This is a genomic window from Enterobacter sp. C4G1 (genome assembly GCF_052886895.1).
The window spans coordinates 1,804,417-1,818,804 of the sequence record NZ_JBQVVV010000002.1; the positions used below are offsets into that span (position 1 = coordinate 1,804,417).

Consider the following 14,388-nt stretch of genomic DNA (forward strand, 5'->3'; position numbering starts at 1 on the left):
TTACGCGCGCAGTTTAACGTCGATTGCGTCTTGCGCGCGGGTGCTGCGTTGGGAATCATGGTTGTGCTGACGACCAGATACATCCAGAACTTCCTGGTTATTCACCAGCTCACCAAGGGTGATGTTGTTCAGGAAGCCGGTCAGACGGTCACTCAGATCGCGCCACAGCGCATGGGTCAGGCACTTATCGCCGCCCTGGCAGCCGCCTTTACCCTGGCAACGGGTCGCGTCAACGGATTCGTCAACTGCGCTAATCACTTCGCCTACCGCAATACTGCCCGCGTCTTTACCCAGCAGATATCCGCCGCCTGGGCCACGAACGCTGGAAACCAGTCCATTTTTACGCAGTCTGGAGAACAGCTGTTCCAGGTAAGAGAGGGAGATCCCTTGTCGTTCAGAAATATCAGCCAACGGAACCGGGCCCGCTTCGGAGTTGAGCGCAACGTCCAGCATCGCGGTCACGGCATAACGCCCTTTAGATGTCAGTCTCATGTCTTACTTAACCTCAAACTCGCCCCTGCCCGGGGTTTTTTATTGTAAAATGGGGGTATTGCATAGCAGGGCCAAGTCTGACATTCCTGACTAAATTGGTCAACTATTTACTTGACTGTTTTAGTCAGGTATTTAACCTTCCGTGCCGTTTTTGTCGGGTGGCGCTTCGCTTACCCGACCTACGGTTTTGTAGGCCGGGTAAGCGAAGCGCCACCCGGCGAACAGACGACGCTACTCTTTATTCTTTTGCTCAATCGACGCCAGGATACCGCGCAGGATGTTCAGCTCCTGGCTTTCCGGGCGCGCACGGGTGAACATACGGCGCAGTTTGTTCATCACCTGCCCCGGGTGACCTTCACGGATAAAACCGGTTGAAAGCAGGGTCTGTTCCAGATGACCGTAGAAACGCTCCAGGTCGTCCACCAGCGGGTAAGCCGCCTCTTCTTTATGTTCTACCGGTTTCTCCTGCGTTGCCAGCCAGGCCATGCGCACTTCGTAGGCAATAACCTGTACCGCCATCGCCAGGTTCAGCGAGCTGTATTCCGGGTTTGCGGCAATCGCCACGTGATAATGACATTTTTGCAGTTCGTCGTTGGTCAGGCCAACGCGTTCACGGCCAAACACCAGTGCAACTGGTGCCTGTTCAGCTTCTGCCACGCTTTTCAGGCCGCATTCACGCGGGTCCAGCATCGGCCACGGCAGCGTACGTGAACGCGCACTGGTGCCCACCACCAGGCTACAACCTGCCAGAGCTTCGTCGAGGGTATCAACAATCTGGGCATTGCCGATAACATCACTGGCACCGGCTGCCAGGGCGATAGCCTGGGAGTCGGGTTTGACCAGTGGGTTTACCAGCCACAGATTGGTTAAACCCATGGTTTTCATTGCGCGGGCAACAGAGCCCATATTGCCGGTATGCGATGTTTCGACCAGCACGATTCGAATGTTTTGCAGCATAGTTTTTAGTGTCTGAATTCAGTGTCTGAAGAATATTCGGGCATATTATCATAATCGGGAGACATAATCCGATCCCGCTGCTATACTCTGCGCCGATTTTCATGTTCTTTAACATCCAGTGAGAGAGACCGATGCATCCGATGCTGACCATCGCCGTGCGCGCAGCGCGCAAGGCGGGTAATGTAATTGCCAAACACTACGAAACTCCAGACTCCGTAGAAACCAGCCAGAAAGGCAGCAATGATTTCGTGACTAACGTCGATAAAGCCGCAGAAGCGATTATTATCGAAACGATCCGCAAATCTTACCCGCAGCACACCATCATCACCGAAGAAAGCGGTGAACATGAAGGTACCGATCAGGATGTTCAATGGGTTATCGATCCACTGGATGGCACCACCAACTTCGTAAAACGCCTGCCACACTTCTCTGTGTCTATCGCTGTACGCATTAAAGGCCGTACTGAAGTCGCCGTTGTCTACGATCCAATGCGTAACGAACTGTTCACCGCAACCCGCGGCCAGGGCGCTCAGCTGAACGGCTACCGTCTGCGTTGCAGCAATGCACGTGACCTGGACGGCACCATTCTGGCGACCGGCTTCCCGTTCAAAGCGAAGCAGCACGCAACCACTTATATGAATATCCTGGGCAAACTGTTCACCGAATGTGCTGATTTCCGTCGCACCGGCTCTGCTGCGCTGGATCTGGCATACGTTGCGACCGGTCGCGTTGACGGTTACTTCGAACTGGCACTGAAGCCGTGGGACTTTGCTGCGGGTGAGTTGATCGCGCGTGAAGCGGGCGCACTAGTATGTGACTTCACCGGCGGCCACAACTACATGACCACCGGCAACATCGTTGCAGGTAACCCACGCGTTGTTAAAGCCATGCTGGCAAACATGCGTGATGAACTGAGCGACGCGCTGAAGCGTTAATTCAGTCATCAGGGTGCGGGCACCTGCCCGCCCCTGTTAAAACGGCCGCAATCCCCTTCCTACCGGCACCGCACTCATCCACATCGTTACCGCCGCAACAAGTAAAATAACGCCACCTGCCAGCGCAAGTGTTGTCCAGCCAACCTGTCGCCACAATACCGGCGTTTTATTACCGCTCAGTTTTACCGCCAGTTGACGGAAACTGTGAACCAGCAACGCCAGTGAAGTAATCGTTAGTGATGTTCCCGCCGCCATCGCCAGCGCTGAGATCATTCCCCAGCCAAACACACCAATAACCTTACTGAACAGCAGCACCATGATCGCCCCCGAACACGAGCGCATTCCCATCGAGAGGACAATCATCAACCGTGCGCGCCAGTCATCGCCATTTTGCAGCTGTTTTTGAGTCGGCAAATGTTGATGTCCACAGCCGCAATGAGCATCGTGAACGTGGTATGGCATAAAGGTTTTGAATGTTGGTTTTTGCAGTAAGGCGCGCATTTTCTTTAGTGCTCGCCAGCAGAGGATCAGCCCCAGCACACCCACCAGCGCGTAGCTGCCCTTCTCCAGCCAGAAACTGCTCAAATGAAGCTGACGCACCGGGAGTTGCAGAAGCGACAGGACAACCACTACCAGCACAATAGCCACAAACCCCTGTAGCAATGAGGAGGCCAGCGTCAGGCCAATACTCGATTTCAGCTTTGAGGGATGCGTGGCAAGCCAGGTGGTAATCACAATTTTGCCGTGTCCGGGGCCAAGCGCGTGCAAAACACCATACAGAAAGCTGAAAATCAGCAACGATCCCCCCGCCTGAGTCGGGTTGTCGGCCACGGCTTTTAGCAGCCCGCTCATCTGCTGATTAACATCACGCTGCCAGAGGATGCTTTTCATCATCACCTGCGGCCATACTTGCCACAGCCAAAGCGTGCCGCCTGCGGCCAACACCAGAAACAGGGCCAGCGGCCAAAGCTGCAACCCGCGGCGGGGTTTTCTGACGGGGGAAGAGATCACTGACATTGCAACGTAACCTGCTGTGCAAACTGTTTACCCAGCTCCATATCCTCTGGCGGAGCATCTTCTTTATCGAGAGACACGGCAAAGTTAAGCGTTTCTTCACTGGGTTTAGGGGTGTGGACCGCCAGCGTACAGCGTTTTTGCAGCCCGGCAGGCAGCTGCGCATCGTTGTCTTCGGCATAACTCATATCGACGTAATAGCTTGGGTCAAAAGTTGAAAAAGTATACTTTTGCCCCGCCAGCGGCTGGGGTTGCGCCAGAGGCAGCACAAACGTCAGCACCGCCTGATGCCCTTCACGCGACATCCCGTATTCCGTCGGGCGATTAAGGAATTTAACTTTCTGGCCGTTATGCCAGAACTCGGTGAAATAGTGCTGACCCAATACATTCGCCATCACTTCCGCCGCCAGTTTTTTCCAGACATCATCGCCAGGTTTGGCATTTCCGGCATCATAAAGCAGGTCAGCAGAGGTGATTTCGTCCATCATCCAGCGCATCTTAAGGCCGCTAAGTTGCGTCCCGTCTGTCACCAGCGTTGTTTGCAGACTAATAAAACTGTGAGGATGTGCGCTGACGGTAAAAGTGAAAACCGCCAAAAATAACGCCAGAGCACTTTGTTTAACTATTTGCATCAATTCCTCACGTCAAAAATTCTGTGATGTTCGCCTGCAATCCTGAAGGAAAGCATTCCCGTTGCGCTTTATTGCGGACATCCTTTAGCTATTCTTACCAAACACTCACACTGGATACCCGACAGATGATGACGACGCTTGAGATACCATCTGTGCTTTCCAGTTCGCAGCGCCGCTGCCAGGTGCTTTTGATGCTCTACCTGCCAGATACTGCCGTCACCGCACAGAGCATTACGGCTGCCAACGGGGTAGACGACACCATCGCACGGCAAGATATAGCCGAGACACGCGATGAAATCCAGCGCTATCATCGGCTTGATATCGTCACCCATCATGACGGCAGCTACCGAATTGAGGGCACCGCGCTGAATCAGCGTTTATGCCTGCTGCACTGGCTGCGCAGGGCGCTCAGGCTTTGCCCACAGTTTGTTTCTCACCAGTTTACTCCGGCATTAAAAACCGCACTTAAACGGCACGGCATTGCCCGCCCTCTGTACGATGACATCAACCTGCGCGCGCTGATTAACTTCTGTTCCCGCAGGCTTCAGCGCCAGTTTGAATGCCGGGATGTGCAGTTTTTACAGCTATTTTTACAATATTGTCTGATTCAACACCATCAGGGGAATACGCCGCGCTTCACCCACGTTCAGCGCAACTGGGCGCAGTCCAGGGGAGAATATTTTACGGCGCAGGAGATTGTTCGCCACTGGAAACGTCGTGTACCCGCGGCGCCGCACATCGATGAGCAACTGTTTTTGTCGCTGCTGTTCATGATGCTGCGCACCCCCGATCCGGTTCTGGATAAACACCAGCAGGACCAGCGTTTACGCCGTACTATTGTCCGCATGATTGCGCGCTTTCGGGCGCAGACCGGGATGAACTTCAGCGACGAGCAAGGGCTGACCGATCAGCTTTATATCCACCTGACTCAGGCGCTTGATCGCTCTTTATTTGATATCGGCATCGATAACAGCCTGCCGGAAGAGATCCATCGCCTTTACCCACGCCTGCTGCGTACAACCAAAGCGTCGCTGTTTGAGCTGGAAGCCGAATTCGGGCTGCGTTTTTCCGAAGAAGAGATGAGCCTGGTGGCGGTGATTTTTGGAGCCTGGCTGATGCAGGAGAACGATCTGCACGAAAAACAGGTCGTGCTGTTAACGGGGGATGATAAAGAGTGCGAGGCGTTAATTGAGCAACAGCTACGTGAACTGACGCTGCTGCCGCTCAATATTCGTTATCTGACGTTACAGGCTTTTCAGAAGGAGGGAGCACCGCGTGAAGCCTCACTGGTTATCACCCCCTACCCTACGGCGCTGCCGCTGTTCTCACCACCGCTGATCCATGCCGTTGAGACACTCAATGCGCAGCAGCAAGAACATATTCGCGCCATGCTGGAGTCGTAATCAGACCCGCGCCGCCACTTTGGGACGTACTACCATTGCGGGCAGCGCGACCAGTGCCATGACCCAGAATACGCCGTGGCCCAACTGCTGATACAGGAAGCCCGCAAATACTGTCATCACGGCAATACTGCCGCCCATTGCGACGGCTGAATAGACCGCCTGCAAGCGAATAACATCCCCACCTTCCCGGGCTGAAATATAGCGCATGGCAGCCAGATGGCACACCGTGAAGGTGCCACAGTGCAGGATTTGCGCCACGAGAAGCCACGGCAGTTCTGTCGTCCAGCCCATAATGCCCCAGCGCGCCACACCGCACACGGCGGAAAGCAGCAGCAGGTCGCGAGCCCCAAAGCGACGGAACAGTTTTTTGCTCAGGGCAAAGATAATCACCTCAGCAACAACGCCAAGCGACCAGAGATACCCCACGGCTGAAGCCGAGTACCCTGCCCCTTGCCAGTAAATTGCGCTAAAACCGTAATAGGCTGCATGTGCTCCCTGAAGCAGGCACACGCACGCCAGAAAACGCCAGCTTTGGACGACCAACGCCCGCCAGGCAGGCCAGCCAGCGCTTTCCTGATGGCGGTTTTCTCCCTGCGGCATCACAGAAGGGCGCAATAACATACCCAACAGCATTGAAGCGATCCCGAGGCTCAACAAAGCCAGAATGGCGTGATAATCGTAGAGACTAACCAGCTTGCCCACCAGCGCCGAGCCAATCACAAAGGCAATCGAACCCCACAGGCGTACGCGGCCATAATCCATGGTTATCTGTTTTTGCCAGGTATTCGCCAGCGCATCCGTCAGCGGTACCAGCGGAGAGAAGAACAGATTGAAACCCACCATCACTACCATCAACCAGGCAAACTGATGGCTGACCCAGAAGCAGGCCACAAAAACCAGCGTCAGCAGCGCCAGAATTCGTACAGCTTTAATCAGTAAGGAGGGATCGCTGACGCGTGGCGCAATTAACAGACTTCCCAGAAAACGCGCAACCAGCCCGGCGCCCAGCAGCACGCCAATGGTTTCCGGCGTAAGGCCAATCCCTTTGAGCCAGACGCTCCAGAAAGGCAGGAAAATACCGTAGCTAAAAAAGTAGGTGAAATAGCTGAGCGCCAGCCAGCGTGTGGAATGCAAAACCATGAATCCCTCCTGAAATGGAGGCGATAGTCTGGCGTTAATCCCCGACTTTAGCAAGTCATTAGCGTGCTATAAATTAACGATAAATTAACATCAGTGAGAGCCGGATAGCGTATGGCGAGAGCAGGAAAATTGTATTACGTTTAAACTACATCGCATGCAGAGGTCGTTTGCCATGAACAGCTTACGTTATTTCGATTTCGGCTCCTCACGCTCCTTCCTGTTATTGATTGCCCGTATCGCCATCGTTGTCCTGTTTATTATTTTTGGCTATCCCAAACTGACGGGGTTTAGCGGCACCGTTCAATATATGACCTCGCTCGGCGCCCCCATGCCCATGCTGGCGGCCATTATCGCGGTGGTGATGGAAGTCCCCGCAGCTATTCTTATCGTGCTGGGTTTTTACACTCGCCCTATTGCCGTGCTGTTTATTTTCTACACGCTGGGAACGGCGGTGATTGGTCATCACTACTGGGATATGACCGGTGATGCGGTTGTGCCGAATATGATTAATTTCTACAAGAACGTCAGTATTGCTGGTGCATTTATTTTGCTGGCGATAACCGGCCCTGGCGCAATATCCCTCGACAGGCGTTAAACAAAAAAAAGGCCGCAATCGCGGCCTTTTTACTTTCTGCAAAGCAGAGGGATTATGCGTACACCGGGAAGCGCGCGCAGATATCCAGAACTTTACCTTTAACGCGCTCGATTACCGCTTCGTCATTGATATTGTCCAGAACGTCACACATCCAGCCAGCCAGCTCCTTCACTTCGGCTTCTTTAAAGCCACGGCGAGTCACAGCCGGAGAACCGATACGGATACCAGAGGTCACAAACGGGCTCTTCGGATCGTTTGGTACGCTGTTTTTGTTCACGGTGATGTTGGCGCGGCCCAGGGCTGCGTCAGCTTCTTTACCGGTCAGGTTTTTATCAACCAGATCCAGCAGGAACAGGTGGTTTTCAGTGCCGCCAGAAACCACTTTATAGCCACGGCTCAGGAACACTTCCACCATCGCTTTAGCGTTTTTAGCAACCTGCTGCTGATAAACCTTGAACTCAGGTTCCATCGCTTCTTTCAGCGCAACCGCTTTACCCGCGATGACGTGCATCAGTGGGCCGCCCTGCGCGCTTGGGAACACAGCAGAGTTCAGTTTTTTGTACAGCTCTTCATCGCCGCCCTTCGCCAGGATCAGGCCGCCGCGCGGACCCGCCAGGGTTTTGTGGGTGGTGGTGGTCACGACGTGAGCGTGAGGAACCGGGTTCGGGTAAACGTCTGCGGCAATCAGACCGGCAACGTGCGCCATATCCACGAACAGATATGCACCGATGCTGTCAGCGATTTCACGCATTTTTGCCCAGTCAACCACGCCAGAGTATGCAGAGAAGCCACCGATGATCATCTTCGGTTTGTGGGTCTGAGCCAGCTTCGCCATCTCTTCGTAGTCAATTTTCCCTGACTCATCAATACCATAAGGCACGATGTTGTACAGTTTGCCAGAGAAGTTAACCGGGGAACCGTGAGTCAGGTGACCGCCTTGCGCCAGGTTCATACCCAGAACGGTATCACCCGGTTGCAGCAGCGCGGTGTAAACCGCGAAGTTAGCCTGGGAGCCTGAGTGCGGCTGCACGTTAGCGTAGTCTGCACCAAACAGCGCTTTTGCGCGGTCGATAGCCAGTTGCTCAACGATATCAACGTATTCGCAACCGCCGTAGTAGCGCTTGCCCGGGTAACCTTCAGCATATTTGTTGGTCAGCTGAGAACCCTGCGCCTGCATAACGCGCGGGCTGGTGTAGTTCTCGGAGGCGATCAGTTCGATGTGCTCTTCCTGACGTACTTTTTCCTGCTCCATAGCCTGCCACAGTTCGGCATCATAATCGGCAATGTTCATTTCACGCTTTAACATCCGCATCTCCTGACTCAGCTAACAATAAAATTTTGGCCTGAAAAGGCAGTCCTGTTGGACGACGGGCAACAGTATAACTGATTAGTTCTGTGATAACAGGTCTTGACAAAGGATTTTACGCAAACGTTTTCCTCCACGCCACGCAAGGGTTTGAGGAATAAAGCTCTCACCATTTTCAACGGATTTCTTTTCAGGTTTGTGATGCATATTTTTCACGATGCAAAGAACCATTTACAACGCAGGGGTATTTTCTATAAGATGCATTTAAAATACATCATTAAAGTAACATCTAAAGGAAGCTGCTATGCTCGACGCTCAAACCATCGCTACTGTTAAGGCTACTATTCCCCTGCTGGTTGAAACCGGCCCTAAACTCACCGCACATTTCTACGATCGTATGTTTACGCATAACCCGGAGCTCAAAGAGATTTTCAACATGAGCAACCAGCGTAACGGCGATCAGCGCGAAGCGTTGTTTAACGCTATCGCCGCATATGCCAGCAATATTGAAAACCTGGCGGCGCTGCTGCCTGCGGTAGAGAAAATTGCACAGAAACATACCAGCTTCCAGATCAAGCCAGAGCAATACAACATCGTTGGCGGTCACCTGCTGGCAACGCTCGATGAGATGTTCAGCCCGGGTCAGGAAGTACTGGACGCCTGGGGTAAAGCCTACGGCGTGCTGGCAGGTGTCTTTATTAACCGCGAAGCGCAGATCTACAGTGAAAATGCCAGTAAAAATGGCGGCTGGGAAGGCACTCGCGCATTCCGTATTGTCGAAAAAACGCCACGCAGCGCGCTGATTACCAGCTTCGAATTCGAACCTGTTGATGGCCAACCAGTGGCAGGTTATCAGCCAGGTCAGTATCTGGGCGTGTGGCTGAAACCAGAAGGTTTCCCGCACCAGGAGATCCGCCAGTACTCTCTGACTCGTAAGCCTGACGGTAAAGGCTACCGCATTGCCGTGAAACGCGAAGATGGCGGTCAGGTTTCCAGTTGGCTGCATAACAACGCCAGCGTGGGTGATGTGGTGCATCTGGCCGCGCCTGCGGGTGATTTCTTTATGGCCGTTGACGCCAATACCCCGGTTACGCTGATTTCCGCAGGTGTTGGTCAAACACCAATGCTGGCGATGCTGGATACGCTGGCGAAAGCGAGCCACAGCGCGCAGGTGAACTGGTTCCACGCCGCAGAAAATGGCGACGTTCATGCGTTTGCGGATGAAGTGAAAACGCTGGCGGCAGATCTGCCACGCTTTAGCGCGCACACCTGGTATCGCCAGCCAACTGAAGCTGATCGCGCGGCTGCTCGCTTCGACAGCGAAGGTTTGATTGATTTAAGCCAGCATGAAGGGGCGTTCAGCGCACCGGATATGCAGTTCTATGTGTGTGGCCCGGTGGCGTTTATGCAGTATGCCGCGAAGCAGTTGGTTGAGCTGGGTGTGAATAAAGACAGCATTCATTATGAGTGCTTCGGCCCGCATAAGGTGCTGTAATCGCCCAGCGGCGCTGTACTTGCACGGGCCTGTGAGAGGTATTGCAGGCCGGGTAAGCGCAGCGCCACCCGGCAAGAAAATTAAATTGCGGCGTCGTCTTCTTCACCGGTACGGATACGGATCACGCGCGCCACGTCAAAGACGAAAATTTTACCGTCGCCAATTTTGCCCGTCTGCGCCGTGCGGATAATGGTATCCACACACGTATCCACGATGTCATCGCTCACCACGATTTCGATTTTCACTTTTGGCAGAAAGTCCACCATGTACTCTGCACCACGGTACAGTTCGGTGTGGCCCTTCTGGCGACCAAAACCTTTCACTTCTGTTACGGTCATCCCGGTGATGCCGACTTCAGCCAGCGCTTCACGTACATCATCCAGTTTGAAAGGTTTAATAATCGCATCAATCTTTTTCATGGTGGGTCCTTAAACTCTTGCCAGTAAGCTGCCTCGTAATCGGTTGCTCACAGTATCATATTCATTCGGTTTTTGCGGTACTACTCTTTAAAATCGTTCGCTTCCAGCTCGTGCCGCGACAGCAGTTTGTAGAATTCGGTACGGTTACGCCCCGCCATTCGCGCCGCGTGGGTCACGTTGCCTTTGGTAATTTGCAGCAGCTTACGCAAATAGTTCAGTTCGAACTGATTACGCGCCTCTGCAAAGGTCGGCAGTGCCGTATTTTCCCCTTCGAGTGCCTGCTCCACCAGCGCATCGCTGATCACCGGCGACGAAGTAAGCGCGACACACTGCTCGATAACGTTGACCAACTGGCGCACGTTTCCAGGCCAGCTGGCGGTCATCAGGCGCTTCATGGCATCGGTAGAAAAAGCACGCACGAAGGGTTTATGACGATCGGCAGACTGGCGCAGTAAATGGTTAGCCAGCAGCGGAATATCTTCCGCACGTTCGGCAAGCGCGGGGATTTTCAGGTTCACGACGTTCAGACGGTAGTAAAGGTCTTCACGGAACTCGTTACGCGCCATCACTTTCGGCAAATCACGGTGAGTCGCTGAAATGATACGCACGTTGATGTCGATATCGCGGTTACTGCCGAGCGGGCGCACTTTACGCTCCTGCAACACGCGCAGCAGTTTGACCTGCAACGGCGCAGGCATATCGCCAATTTCATCAAGAAATAGCGTGCCGCCTTCTGCGGCCTGGAACAGCCCTTCCCTGCTACTCACCGCACCGGTAAAGGCCCCGCGCGCGTGACCAAACAGCTCAGACTCCAGCAGCTGTTCCGGCAGTGCGCCACAGTTAATGGCGATAAAGGCATTTTTGCTGCGCGGGCTGGCATTGTGGATGGCCTGCGCCAGGATCTCTTTCCCGGTTCCGCTCTGGCCATTAATCAGCACGCTGACGTCAGACTGCGCCACCATCCGTGCCTGTTCGAGCAGGCGTAACATAACGGGGCTGCGGGTCACGATAGATTCCCGCCAGGCTTCATCACCAGAAGGTGCGGAGTGTTCAAGCGCGCTGTCGATGGCTTTATAAAGCGCGTCTTTATCGACGGGCTTGGTCAGAAAACTGAATACGCCCTGCTGCGTGGCAGCGACCGCATCGGGGATAGAGCCGTGAGCGGTGAGGATGATAACCGGCATCCCTGGCTGCTGCTTCTGGATCTCCGCAAACAGCTGCATCCCGTCCATCTCGTCCATGCGCAAATCGCTAATCACCAGGTCTATCTTTTCGCGACTGAGCACTTTCAGCCCTTCCTGCCCGCTTTCAGCGGTGACCACGCTATAGCCTTCGCTGACCAGACGCATTCCCAGCAGTTTTAACAATCCAGGGTCGTCGTCCACCAGCAAGAGATGGGCAGGTTTGCGGCTTGTCATGGCTTCACATCCTCTTGTTTCTGCGTGTCGCTATCCTGATCTTGCGAGGTGGATGGCGAACTCCCCTTTGATCCATCAGGCAGATAGTTGCTCGCCGGTTTACGCGTCGAAAGCTGTCTTTCTATATCGGTCAGGTTTTCAAGCTTGCGCGTGGTGGTATCAAGCTGGGCGCGTAAGTAATCCTGCTGCTGGCGAAGCGTATCGAGTTCAGCATCGCTGGACTGCTGCAATTTGCTGTAGCGAGAGCGCTCCTCGGCCAGCTGAAGTTGCTGTACCTGCCCGTCCCGCCAGAGCTGATACACCGGGCGCACCTGCGCCGGAATGCTTGCCGCCAGCCCGTCCAGGCGTGAGGTATTTGCACGACGTTCAACAGGTGTAATTTTGGCATCAGCCAGTAAAATGGCGCGTTTAAACGCGTCCTGCCAGGTGTCATCGTCCCACATCGCCGCCCGCGCTCGCGCGGTTGTCGGCGCAAGGCGCTGCGAGCAATCTATGCCACGCAACCAGAACAGCGGGTTTGCTTCAACGTCATGCCCCGATAAATTCCAGATATCGTCGCATCCCGTTGTCAGAAAATCGGCCAGCTGATTATCTGGCCATCTGGCATCCTGTTTATCATTGATGGCACTCTTTGGTGCATGGGAAACGCAGCCAGCCAGCAGAAGACATGGCAGACCCAGGCGTAATTTTTTGCTGGAAAACACCGCGCGCACTGCGCGGAAAAAGACGTGTGACATACTCACCAGACATAGATTCATTGTATTGATTTTTCCGGCCCAAGAGGCAGTTCGATACGAAAGCACACATCCGAGCGTTCGTCACTGGCGATATTGAGCTCACCCTGCATTCGCCGTATGCAGTCGCGGGCAATACTCAACCCCAGACCGCTTCCTTTAACCGCACCTTTTCGCTGATGGCTCCCCTGGAAGAAGGGTTCGAAAATCATCGTTTTTTCGTCATCAGGGATTGGGGTTCCCGTATTAGCTACGTCAATAAACACGCGCGAGCCATTGGTATAACTACGGATATAAATGTTACCGGATTCAGTACCATAGTGCACCGCATTGGAATAAAGATTATCCAGTACGCTCATTAACAACATCGGCTCTGCAAAACAGACTGACTCACCAAGTTCCACGTTGGTATGCATCATTTTAGCTCTTGCTGGCAGGCTATGTGCGGAGATAACCATATCCACCAGCGGCGCTATCGCGACTTTTTCCAGAACCACTGCGCCATCAGCCAGTTTGCGGTTGTAATCCAGCAGTTGCTCGATGAGCTTTTGCAAATTACGGCTGCTGGCATCCAGGATTTCGACAATCTCTTTTTGTTCGACGGTTAATGGCCCTGCCACCTCGTCAGCCAGCAGCTCTGTGCCTTCGCGCATACTGGCGAGCGGCGTTTTCAGCTCATGAGAGATATGGCGTAAAAATTGATGACGCTGAGATTCGAGCCATGCCAGACGCTCAGAGAGCCAGATGATCCGTTGCCCGACCGAGCGTAATTCACGCGGCCCCTTAAAAGCGACCGTATCACCCAGCGATTTCCCCTCGCCAAGGCGATTGATCATTCGCTGGATCCCTTTCACCGGGCCGATGATCATACGAGTAAACAGCAATACCAGCCCCAGGCTGACCAAAAACAGCACCAGCGCCTGCCAGCCAAAGAACTGACCTCGTTCGGCAATCTCTTGTTGCAGCTGCTGCCCACGGGAATAAATCACCGTTCGCGTCGCCTGAACCATGTCCGTGTTGGCGCTGGCAAAGGCCTCAAGGCGCACGGCGGCAGAGGCTGCCGGGCCACTGTTGTGACACTGAAGCTGAGCCAGATCGTTAAGATCCTGACGCAGCGCCTGATACAGTTTGTCGTCAGGCAGGACACCTGCGTGTGCATCCAGCATTTCGCTGTAACGCTTACGCTGATTTTGATACACCTTTTCCAGTGTGCGATCGTCCAGAACGCAGTACTGACGATAGCTTCGCTCCATCTCCAGCGCAGCATTCGTCATCGCTTCACTACGTCTTGCATCAACCAGAGTAGTACGGTTGGTTAGCGCTGCCTGAGCACTTAGCGCATTCAGGCTTTGCCATGCCTGCCACGCCAGAACCAGCAGAGGCAACAGGATCAGCAAAAACGCCATCATCACGAGTTGTCGTAAGGAACGAGGGAAAACAGGCCAGCGTTTCAACACATTACTCTCTTCATGTTGGTTTCAGGAGAGCGTAACTGAGTCTGCCCTTCAGATACAACAAAGCCGGGTAAAAACCCGGCTTTGTTATGGAATGAGGCGGTGCCTAACTCGACGTTACGCCCTGGCCTGATAAGCAATGCTTTTATCAGTAGTTGGACGGCAGGCACCTTTTTGTGCGTCATTCGAAGTTTATGTAGCACGTCCCGAAGGGGCTGACATAAGAGGGTGAATGAGCCACTGGTTATTATTATGCAACAGCCGTGCCATAATGCAAAACAATTATTTATCTATATGATATTTAAAGATTTTCAAGGTTAAATATATTAATTGGTTGTTGAATGATTTTCACCCTAAGTGTCGCTAAATAGCAACACGTTATCAGAAACTCAGC

At 53.6% G+C, this 14,388-nt stretch carries 14 protein-coding genes; 4 read left to right on the top strand and 10 right to left on the bottom strand.

Going from position 1 to position 14,388, the window contains the following annotated elements:
- The gene (iscR, locus tag ACT9TW_RS22395) at window positions 1-492 is read right to left on the bottom strand and encodes a Fe-S cluster assembly transcriptional regulator IscR (protein ID WP_182272293.1); all 492 of its coding nucleotides are present in this window, start codon (window positions 490-492) and stop codon (window positions 1-3) included.
- A 231-nt stretch (window positions 493-723) separates the two neighbouring features.
- The gene (gene trmJ / locus ACT9TW_RS22400; protein WP_182062074.1) at window positions 724-1,449 is read right to left on the bottom strand and encodes a tRNA (cytosine(32)/uridine(32)-2'-O)-methyltransferase TrmJ; all 726 of its coding nucleotides are present in this window, start codon (window positions 1,447-1,449) and stop codon (window positions 724-726) included.
- Between the two features lie 131 nt (window positions 1,450-1,580).
- Here trmJ and suhB point away from each other — a divergent pair, with 131 nt between their 5' ends.
- Window positions 1,581-2,384: an inositol-1-monophosphatase gene (gene suhB, locus ACT9TW_RS22405; protein ID WP_014071352.1), complete on the top strand. Its 804-nt coding sequence runs from the start codon at window positions 1,581-1,583 to the stop codon at window positions 2,382-2,384.
- Window positions 2,385-2,420: 36 nt separating this feature from the next.
- Here suhB and ACT9TW_RS22410 read toward each other — a convergent pair whose 3' ends face one another.
- A complete protein-coding gene (locus ACT9TW_RS22410; protein WP_446493739.1) occupies window positions 2,421-3,401 on the bottom strand; it encodes a nickel/cobalt transporter in 981 nt (326 codons plus the stop codon).
- Window positions 3,392-4,030, bottom strand: coding sequence for a DUF1007 family protein (locus ACT9TW_RS22415; protein ID WP_446493740.1), 639 nt, complete (start codon window positions 4,028-4,030; stop codon window positions 3,392-3,394). The genes ACT9TW_RS22410 and ACT9TW_RS22415 overlap by 10 nt, the downstream gene beginning before the upstream one ends.
- A 125-nt stretch (window positions 4,031-4,155) precedes the next feature.
- Between ACT9TW_RS22415 and csiE the strand changes: the two genes are divergently transcribed.
- A complete protein-coding gene (csiE, locus tag ACT9TW_RS22420; protein ID WP_446493741.1) occupies window positions 4,156-5,433 on the top strand; it encodes a stationary phase inducible protein CsiE in 1,278 nt (425 codons plus the stop codon).
- Here csiE and ACT9TW_RS22425 read toward each other — a convergent pair whose 3' ends face one another.
- Window positions 5,434-6,573, bottom strand: a complete 1,140-nt coding sequence (locus tag ACT9TW_RS22425) for a 3-phenylpropionate MFS transporter (protein WP_182062078.1) — start codon at window positions 6,571-6,573, stop codon at window positions 5,434-5,436.
- A 172-nt stretch (window positions 6,574-6,745) separates the two neighbouring features.
- Between ACT9TW_RS22425 and ACT9TW_RS22430 the strand changes: the two genes are divergently transcribed.
- On the top strand, window positions 6,746-7,168 hold the full coding sequence (locus ACT9TW_RS22430; protein ID WP_315686484.1) for a DoxX family protein: 423 nt from the start codon (window positions 6,746-6,748) through the stop codon (window positions 7,166-7,168).
- Window positions 7,169-7,220: 52 nt separating this feature from the next.
- Here the strand turns inward: ACT9TW_RS22430 and glyA are convergent, their stop codons facing one another.
- Window positions 7,221-8,474: a serine hydroxymethyltransferase gene (gene glyA / locus ACT9TW_RS22435; RefSeq protein ID WP_182062080.1), complete on the bottom strand. Its 1,254-nt coding sequence runs from the start codon at window positions 8,472-8,474 to the stop codon at window positions 7,221-7,223.
- Window positions 8,475-8,778: 304 nt separating this feature from the next.
- Between glyA and hmpA the strand changes: the two genes are divergently transcribed.
- Complete coding sequence (gene hmpA, locus ACT9TW_RS22440; RefSeq protein ID WP_446493742.1) at window positions 8,779-9,969, top strand: NO-inducible flavohemoprotein; 1,191 nt, start codon at window positions 8,779-8,781, stop codon at window positions 9,967-9,969.
- Window positions 9,970-10,049: 80 nt separating this feature from the next.
- On the opposite strand, the gene glnB is transcribed toward hmpA, so the two are convergent.
- The 4 genes from glnB to qseE form a co-directional block, all read right to left on the bottom strand.
- On the bottom strand, window positions 10,050-10,388 hold the full coding sequence (glnB, locus tag ACT9TW_RS22445; protein WP_003860685.1) for a nitrogen regulatory protein P-II: 339 nt from the start codon (window positions 10,386-10,388) through the stop codon (window positions 10,050-10,052).
- Window positions 10,389-10,468: 80 nt separating this feature from the next.
- Window positions 10,469-11,806, bottom strand: coding sequence for a two-component system response regulator GlrR (glrR, locus tag ACT9TW_RS22450; protein ID WP_182062082.1), 1,338 nt, complete (start codon window positions 11,804-11,806; stop codon window positions 10,469-10,471).
- Entirely contained in the window at window positions 11,803-12,564 is a 762-nt protein-coding gene (gene qseG / locus ACT9TW_RS22455) for a two-component system QseEF-associated lipoprotein QseG (RefSeq protein ID WP_446493743.1), read from the bottom strand. The genes glrR and qseG overlap by 4 nt, the downstream gene beginning before the upstream one ends.
- Window positions 12,561-13,994 carry a two component system sensor histidine kinase QseE/GlrK gene (gene qseE / locus ACT9TW_RS22460; protein ID WP_446493865.1) on the bottom strand — a complete coding sequence of 478 codons (1,434 nt, stop codon included), beginning with the start codon at window positions 13,992-13,994 and terminating at the stop codon, window positions 12,561-12,563. The genes qseG and qseE overlap by 4 nt, the downstream gene beginning before the upstream one ends.
- Between the last annotated feature and the right edge of the window lie 394 nt (window positions 13,995-14,388).

Excerpts from the sequence above, each read along its gene's own strand:
- iscR (WP_182272293.1), bottom strand. The coding sequence starts at position 492 with ATGAGACTGACATCTAAAGGGCGTTATGCCGTGACCGCGATGCTGGAC.
- trmJ (WP_182062074.1), bottom strand. The coding sequence starts at position 1,449 with ATGCTGCAAAACATTCGAATCGTGCTGGTCGAAACATCGCATACCGGC.
- suhB (WP_014071352.1), top strand. The coding sequence starts at position 1,581 with ATGCATCCGATGCTGACCATCGCCGTGCGCGCAGCGCGCAAGGCGGGT.
- ACT9TW_RS22410 (WP_446493739.1), bottom strand. The coding sequence starts at position 3,401 with ATGTCAGTGATCTCTTCCCCCGTCAGAAAACCCCGCCGCGGGTTGCAG.
- ACT9TW_RS22415 (WP_446493740.1), bottom strand. The coding sequence starts at position 4,030 with ATGCAAATAGTTAAACAAAGTGCTCTGGCGTTATTTTTGGCGGTTTTC.
- csiE (WP_446493741.1), top strand. The coding sequence starts at position 4,156 with ATGATGACGACGCTTGAGATACCATCTGTGCTTTCCAGTTCGCAGCGC.
- ACT9TW_RS22425 (WP_182062078.1), bottom strand. The coding sequence starts at position 6,573 with ATGGTTTTGCATTCCACACGCTGGCTGGCGCTCAGCTATTTCACCTAC.
- ACT9TW_RS22430 (WP_315686484.1), top strand. The coding sequence starts at position 6,746 with ATGAACAGCTTACGTTATTTCGATTTCGGCTCCTCACGCTCCTTCCTG.
- glyA (WP_182062080.1), bottom strand. The coding sequence starts at position 8,474 with ATGTTAAAGCGTGAAATGAACATTGCCGATTATGATGCCGAACTGTGG.
- hmpA (WP_446493742.1), top strand. The coding sequence starts at position 8,779 with ATGCTCGACGCTCAAACCATCGCTACTGTTAAGGCTACTATTCCCCTG.
- glnB (WP_003860685.1), bottom strand. The coding sequence starts at position 10,388 with ATGAAAAAGATTGATGCGATTATTAAACCTTTCAAACTGGATGATGTA.
- glrR (WP_182062082.1), bottom strand. The coding sequence starts at position 11,806 with ATGACAAGCCGCAAACCTGCCCATCTCTTGCTGGTGGACGACGACCCT.
- qseG (WP_446493743.1), bottom strand. The coding sequence starts at position 12,564 with ATGAATCTATGTCTGGTGAGTATGTCACACGTCTTTTTCCGCGCAGTG.